The following is a 6,948-nucleotide window of genomic DNA, read 5'->3' as shown; positions in this document are numbered from 1 at the left end:
CCCAACAGACCCAGCCGCCACCACGAAAGAGACCCAGCAACCTCCCCCAATGTGGCATTGGGGGAGTTCAAGTTCCCCAATGCCACATTGGGGGCGCGCAGCACCCAGACTTTGCCGGGGCCCTGGCGTCTGACGGCGCGAGGGCCCCCTTCACGGCAAAGCCCGTGGCTCAGCCGGGGTAGAAGGGCCGGGCGTCGTCGCCCGTCGTGGTGGGCTCGTGCGGCCGCCAGACCTCGCCGACCTCCGACGCCGTCCACAGGCCACCGCTGTCCGCGACGATCACGGCCCGGCTCGGCATCGCGGTCACCGCGTGCACCGGCGGGGTCAGGTTGGAGCTGTTGAACGGGTCCAGGCGCAGCCCGTCCACCGGCACCTTCACCACCGACAACGACCGCGACGAGGTCACCGCCACCAGGCTGTCCTGGGAGGCCCAGTCGACGTCGACGACCTCGGTCAGCCGGTCGGCCTGCAGGATCCGCGGCGAGCGCAGCGACACCGAGTCGGGCGTGCGCACCACCGACGCGACCACCAGCTTCTCCCCCGCGACCAGCGCCACCCTCGTGCCGTCCCTGGACAGCCGCAGCGCGGTGATCGTCCCGATCTGCCGCACCATGTCGGCGTTGACGACCTGCGTGCCCCAGTTGCCGTCCGGACCGCGCGTCACCCGCACGACGTTGACCCCGTCGGTGACCGTCCACAGCTCACCCGCGTTGCCGCCTGCCGACGTCGCCGGACGCCAGGTCGGGCGCGTCATCGAGCCGCCCTCCAGGTTGACCGCGACGGCCTCGCGGCCGTAGTCGCCGACCCGCAGCCGCAGCCTGCCACCCAGCCGCTCCACGACCGCGAGCTGCCGCCCGTCGATCGATTGCGCGCCCGACACGACCTGGTACGCGCCGGAGCCGGCGGGGCCGGGAATCGGGTTGCCGTCGGCCAGCGACCGCACCCGGCCACCGACGCTGACCAGCCCCTTCAGTTCCGACCGCGGCAGCGTCGCCGTCTCGTAGGACGGCAGGTCGGTGGGCCGCCACTCCTCCTGGCCCGGCACCAGCGGGTTGCCGTCGACCTGGATACGGATCCGGCTCGTGGTCACGCTCTGCAGGGAGAGCACGATCTGCGCGGCGATCAGCTTCTTCGTCTCCAGGCTCTCCTGGTCGACGCCGCTGAGCGGTACGAGCAGTGACCCGTCGGAGTTGCCGATGACGTTGGTGTCGGTGTCGGCCCGCTCCAGCGCGTTGCGCACCGCGCCGTCGAGGAACTCCGACGGCCCCTCCAGCAGCAGGTCGACCACCCGGCCCGGCAGGGTGACCTGGGGCTTCGCCATGACATACCGCAGGTCGGGCACCAGCGACTCGGAGTCCGGCGCGAAGAAGTACACCGGAACCCGGAAGTAGTTCTGCGCGAACGCGGACTCGGTGATCGCCAGGTCGGTGGGCGGGTTGACGATCCGCCACGCACCGTCCTGCTGCCTGCGTACCCGCAGGGACAGCTGGTAGGCGTCCTTCTCCGGGATGAAGGCGTTGTCCGGGGCGAGCTTGCCGACGCTGAACCCGCGCACGACCACGGTCTGCTCGTTCGGGTCCGGCGACTTCTCGTCACCGACGCCGTAGACCGTCCCGAACACGTCCTGGATGACGATGAGCCCCTGGTGCGGCCGCCAGTTCTTGCGTGCGGCGTCCTCCAGGTACACCCGCGCGGCGGCGTTCTCCTCCAGCGGGCGGGCACTGGCCTCGACGAAACCACGCACCACGTCCAGCGGGTCGAGGTCGCGGGCGGGCTGCGGGAGGTCGAGCGCGGGCTGGTTAGGGCCCGAGGTCGGAATGGCGACCGGCTGGGACTCCTCCGGAATCGTCGCGCACCCGGCCACCAGGACCACGATGCTCAGCACGGCGGCGAGGCGTTTCATCGCACCTCCTCCTGCTCCCAGCTCAGCTCGGTGGGCTCCGCTCCCGCCTCCGGCTCCGGTTCCGGCGCGACCACCACGGCGGGCGGCGTCGCCGGACGGTCCGGTGGCAGGTCCAGCGGACTGTGCTCGACGGAGTGGCCGTGCCTGCGCGGCAGCGTCAGCCGGAAGCAGGCACCCCGCTCCGGCTCACCCCACGCCTCCAGCGTGCCACCGTGCAGCCGCGCGTCCTCGTGACTGATGGCCAGGCCCAGCCCGGTACCGCCGGTGCGCCGGTTGCGGGACGGGTCGGCCCGCCAGAACCGGTTGAACACCAGCTCGGCCTCGCCCGGCCGCAGGCCGACGCCGTAGTCGCGCACGGTGATCGCGATGGCGTCGTCGTCGGCGGCCAGGCGGACCCGGACCGGCTTGCCCTCGCCGTGGTCGACGGCGTTGGCCAGCAGGTTGCGCAGGATCCGCTCGACCCGGCGGGCGTCCAGCTCGGCGGTGGTCTCCTCGGCGGGCAGGTCGACCTCGATGACGCTGCCGGCGGTGCCCGCGATGACCCGCACCTGCTCGACGGCCCGCTCGACGATCGGGCGGGCGTCGATGACGTCGGCGGCCAGTTCCTCCACGCCGGCGTCCAGCTTGCTGATCTCCAGCAGGTCGCCCAGCAGCGCCTCGAACCGGTCCAGCTCGTCGACCAGCAGCTCGGTCGACCGCGCCAGGCCTGCCGGGAACTGCTCGCGGGACGCGTGCAGCACGTCGGCGGCCATCCGCACGGTGGTCAGCGGCGTCCGCAGCTCGTGCGAGACGTCCGAGGTGAACCTGCGCTGCAGCTGCCCGAACTCCTCCAGCTGGCGGATCTGCCGCTGGATGCTGGCCGCCATCTCGTTGTACGACACGGCCAGCTTGGCGAGGTCGTCCTCGCCGAGCACACCGAGCCGCTGGTCGAGGTCGCCCTCGGCGAACCGCTCGGCCGCGGCCGCAGCCCTGCGCACCGGCCGGACCACCTGGCGGGTCACCAGGTTGCTGATCGCGGCCAGCAGCAGCAACAGCACCAGCCCGCCGACCAGCAGCGTGTTCTGCACGGTCGCCACGGTGTTCTGCTCGGCCGTCAGCGGGAACAGCATGTACAGCTGCAGCGGGCGGGGCGCGGAGGTGATCGGCGCCCCGACGATCATGTACGTGGTCCGCGCGGCGCCCTCACCGACCGTGTGGAACTGGGTGACCAGCTGCTCGGCCTCGACGGCGCGGCGCATGCCCGCGGGCACCTTGTCCAGGCCGGCAGTGGCGACCGGGTGGTCCTGCGGCCGGTCCGGGTTGCCGCCGGCCAGCACCGGCTCGAACGCGCCGGCGACGCCGGACGCCCCCTGGGTCAGCGGCGAGCCGCTGGTGATCTGCTTGAGCGCGTCGTCCAGCCGCGAGCGCAGCGCGTCGACCGAGGCGTCGGCGCCGACCAGCTGCGTCTCGGCGACGTCGACGATCGCCTGCGTCTGGGCGACGGCTGCCTTGCGCTTGGTGTCGACCAGCCGCTCGGTGATCTGGCTCTGCAGCACCATGCCGAGCACGAACACCACGGCCGAGGACAGGGCGAGGGTGGAGACCGTGACCCGGAACTGCAGCGAGTACCGCCACAGGTCGCTGAACCACACCGAACGGCGGCGGAAGAACGCCACCACGCGGCCGGCCAGCCGGACGGTTCCCGTGCTGAACGCGGCCAGCCGGCCCGTCACGAGACCGTCACGGCGGACCGGCCTTGTAGCCGACGCCGCGGACGGTCAGCACCACCTCGGGGTGTTCCGGGTCCTTCTCCACCTTCGAGCGCAGGCGCTGGACGTGGACGTTCACCAGGCGCGTGTCGGCGGCGTGGCGGTAGCCCCACACCTGCTCGAGCAGCACCTCCCTGGTGAACACCTGCCGCGGCTTGCGGGCCAGCGCGACCAGCAGGTCGAACTCCAGCGGGGTGAGCGGGATGGCCTTGCCCTCCCTGGTCACCTCGTGGCCGGGCACGTCGATGGTGAGGTCGCCGATGGCCAGGGACTCGGCAGGCTCGGACTCGGTGCGCCGCAGCCGCGCCCGGACCCTGGCGACCAGTTCCTTCGGCTTGAACGGCTTGACGACGTAGTCGTCGGCACCGGACTCCAGGCCGAGGACGATGTCCACCGTGTCGCTCTTGGCGGTGAGCATCACGATCGGCACACCGGACTCGGCGCGGATGGCCTTGCAGACGTCGATACCGTTCATGCCCGGCAGCATCAGGTCCAGCAGCACCAGGTCGGGCTTGAGCTCCCGCAGTGCCGGCAACGCGCGCGAACCGTCCGCCACGACCGCGGTATCGAACCCCTCCCCGCGCAGGACGATGGTGAGCATCTCCGCGAGGGCTGGGTCGTCGTCGACCACCAACACACGTGCCTTCATGCCCACATATTCGCACTCACGAGTTCATTTGTGACTTTCGACCCGGCGATTCGTCCGGTCCGAACCCGGACGGACGATCATCACGCCGGTAGTTCGACCGGCACGAGCTGCCTGCGCAGCCGGGTGAACGGCCGCGGGCTGTCCATCCCCAGCACGCCGACGAGCCGGTCGCCGCGGTGGTAGGTGGCGACGAACCGGCGGTCGTCGACGCTGCCCTCGACCACCTCGACCCGGTCGTGCCCCGCCGCGGAGCCGGCGAACTGGACCCGCACGCCGTACTGGTCGGACCAGAAGTAGCCGGGACGCTGATAACGCTGCTCCCCCGCGAGCAGGTTGGCCGCGACGACCCTGGCCTGGTCGCCGGCGGACGTCCAGTGCCCACCGTGACAACCCGGGTACACCGCGACGTCACCGGCCGCGTACACGGCGGGGTTGGCCGTCCGCCCGCCCGCGTCGACCCGCACGCCGCGGGCGACGTCCAGCCCCGAGGAGGCCAGCCACTCCACGTTGGGCAGCATTCCGACCCCGACCACCACGACATCGGCGGGCAGGTGCGTGCCGTCGGCCAGGTCGACACCGGCCGCGGTCAGCCCGGCCACGCCGGCACCGGCGACCAGCCGGACGCCGTGGTCGGCATGCAGCCCGGCGACGACGGCGGCCATCGGCTCGCCCAGCACGCCGGCCAGCGGGACGGGCGCGGCCTCGACGACGGTCACCGAGTGGCCCAGCGTGCGGCAGGCGGAAGCCACCTCGGCACCGATGAACCCCGCGCCGATCACCACTGTGTTCAATTGCCCTCGCTCCGCTCGGGCTGGCTCGGGCCCCCCGAGTCGGCGTCTTCCCTCCTCGCCGTCGCTCGCTGCGCGAGCTTTGGGCTCGTCAGTCCAGACGCCGACGGGCCCGACCCCGAGGGCACGCCGGAGCGCGATCGCGTCGTCGAGCGTGCGCAGCGTGTGCACACTGGGATGGTTTTCTTGCCCCGCAAGGGTTCGCGGCCTGCCACCGGTGGCGACGACCACCGCGTCGGTCGTGATCGACGTGCCGTCGGCGAGCAGCACCGCCCCCGCGCCCGTGTCCAGTCCGGCGGCCCGGGTGCCGAGGTACCACTGCGCGCCCAGGTCGAGCAGCTCGTCGGCGCCGGCGAGTTCGATGCCCTGCTCGTCGACGACTCCCAGCAGGAAGTCCTTGGACAGCGGCGGCCGGTCGTAGGGCCGGTGTGGCTCGTCGCCGACGAGCACCAGCCTGCCGTCGAACCCGCCCGCACGCAGTTCCTGCGCCGTACGCAGGCCGGCCAGCGACGCGCCGACCACCGTGATCGACTCGAACGTCATGCCACTCCCTCCCTGATGTTGGTGGTGTCGACGTAGATGACGCCGTCGGTGACGACGACCGGGTAGGTGCGCACGGGCCGCTTCGCCGGCAGGCAGGTCGGCATGCCGTTACGCAGGTCGAACGACGCCTCGTGCAGCGGGCACTCGACGAAGCAGCCCTCCAGCCAGCCGTCGGACAGCGAGGCGTCCTGGTGGGTGCAGGTGTCGTCGATCGCGTAGAGCTGCCCCTCGGTGTGGAAGACGGCGATCGGCACATGGCCGAGAACGCGGACCGACTCGCCCTCGGGCAGGTCTGCGAGATCGCAGGCGCGAATCATCAAGACCTCCGTGTTTTTCGTTGGGGGTTAACGAATGTTTCGACCATGTTGCGTATTACGAGACATGACGTGCTATGCGCAACAATCCTCGCCCGTTGGGAAATCGTCAAGGGGTTACCCCGGTCGGCCCAGCGAGATCGCGGCAAGCGGTTAGTGTTGCGGAATGCGGAACTCCGAAAGGCAGCCCGCCAGCCAGGTCCAGTCGGTCGACCGCGCCATCAGCGTGCTCGAACTTCTCGCCCGCAACGGCGAGGCCGGGATCACCGAGATCGCCGGGGAGCTGGGAGTGCACAAGTCCACCGCGTCCCGCCTGCTCAGCGTGCTGGAGGCCAGAGGACTCGTGGAGCAACTCGGCGAGCGGGGCAAGTACGTCATCGGCTTCGGCATCGTCCGGCTCGCGGGTGCCGCGACCGGCCGGATGGACCTCGCCAGACTCGGCAGGCAGACCTGCCAGACACTCGCCGAAACCCTCGGCGAGACGGTCAACATCGCGGTCGCCGACGACGGGGTCGCCATCAACATCAGCCAGGCCAGGGGTTCGGCCGCGATCACCACGCAGAACTGGACCGGGCAACGCACCCCGCTGCACGCGACGTCCAGCGGGAAGGTCCTGCTGGCCTACCTGCCCGACGCCGAGCGTCGCAGGCTGCTGCGCCGCAAGCTGGAGGAGTACACCCCGCGGACCACGACCGACCCCGCCGACCTGGCGGCCGAGCTGGACCGGATCGTCGAGGACGGCTACGCCGCCTGCTTCGAGGAGTTCGAGCTGGGCATGCACGCCGTGGCGGTGCCGATCTTCGGCTCGGACGGCGACGTGGTGGCGGCGATGAGCGCGTCCGGGCCGTCGTACCGCCTTTCGCGTCAGCGCGTTCGGCAGATCGTACGACCGATGACCAGCGCGGCGACCGAGTTGTCCGAACAGCTGGGCTACTACCAGAACTGACCGCTGGGTAACCCTTGACGGCGGGGATTCGCGTGCCTCACGCTGTTGCTCTAGGCG

General features: G+C 71.2%; 6 protein-coding genes. 1 reads left to right on the top strand and 5 read right to left on the bottom strand.

What is annotated here, in order from left to right; all coding sequences use genetic code 11:
- Window positions 1–169: 169 nt before the first annotated feature.
- The 5 genes from EWH70_RS14490 to EWH70_RS14470 form a co-directional block, all read right to left on the bottom strand.
- Window positions 170–1,903, bottom strand: coding sequence for an LpqB family beta-propeller domain-containing protein (locus tag EWH70_RS14490; protein WP_130475865.1), 1,734 nt, complete (start codon window positions 1,901–1,903; stop codon window positions 170–172).
- Window positions 1,900–3,615, bottom strand: coding sequence for an MtrAB system histidine kinase MtrB (gene mtrB, locus EWH70_RS14485; protein WP_130475864.1), 1,716 nt, complete (start codon window positions 3,613–3,615; stop codon window positions 1,900–1,902). Before mtrB ends, EWH70_RS14490 begins: the two co-directional genes overlap by 4 nt.
- A 7-nt stretch (window positions 3,616–3,622) precedes the next feature.
- Window positions 3,623–4,300 (bottom strand): MtrAB system response regulator MtrA, encoded by a 678-nt coding sequence (gene mtrA, locus EWH70_RS14480; RefSeq protein ID WP_130475863.1) that lies wholly within the window; start codon window positions 4,298–4,300, stop codon window positions 3,623–3,625.
- 80 nt (window positions 4,301–4,380) lie between these two features.
- Window positions 4,381–5,631: an NAD(P)/FAD-dependent oxidoreductase gene (locus tag EWH70_RS14475; protein WP_130475862.1), complete on the bottom strand. Its 1,251-nt coding sequence runs from the start codon at window positions 5,629–5,631 to the stop codon at window positions 4,381–4,383.
- Window positions 5,628–5,948 (bottom strand): bifunctional 3-phenylpropionate/cinnamic acid dioxygenase ferredoxin subunit, encoded by a 321-nt coding sequence (locus tag EWH70_RS14470; RefSeq protein WP_130475861.1) that lies wholly within the window; start codon window positions 5,946–5,948, stop codon window positions 5,628–5,630. Before EWH70_RS14470 ends, EWH70_RS14475 begins: the two co-directional genes overlap by 4 nt.
- 163 nt (window positions 5,949–6,111) lie before the next feature.
- Here EWH70_RS14470 and EWH70_RS14465 point away from each other — a divergent pair, with 163 nt between their 5' ends.
- On the top strand, window positions 6,112–6,891 hold the full coding sequence (locus tag EWH70_RS14465) for an IclR family transcriptional regulator (RefSeq protein ID WP_130475860.1): 780 nt from the start codon (window positions 6,112–6,114) through the stop codon (window positions 6,889–6,891).
- The last annotated feature ends 57 nt before the right edge of the window (window positions 6,892–6,948 follow it).

It is taken from the genome of Amycolatopsis suaedae (genome assembly GCF_004214935.1).
Lineage (GTDB): Bacteria > Actinomycetota > Actinomycetes > Mycobacteriales > Pseudonocardiaceae > Amycolatopsis > Amycolatopsis suaedae.
This window is presented reverse-complemented; position numbering and strand designations above follow the sequence as displayed.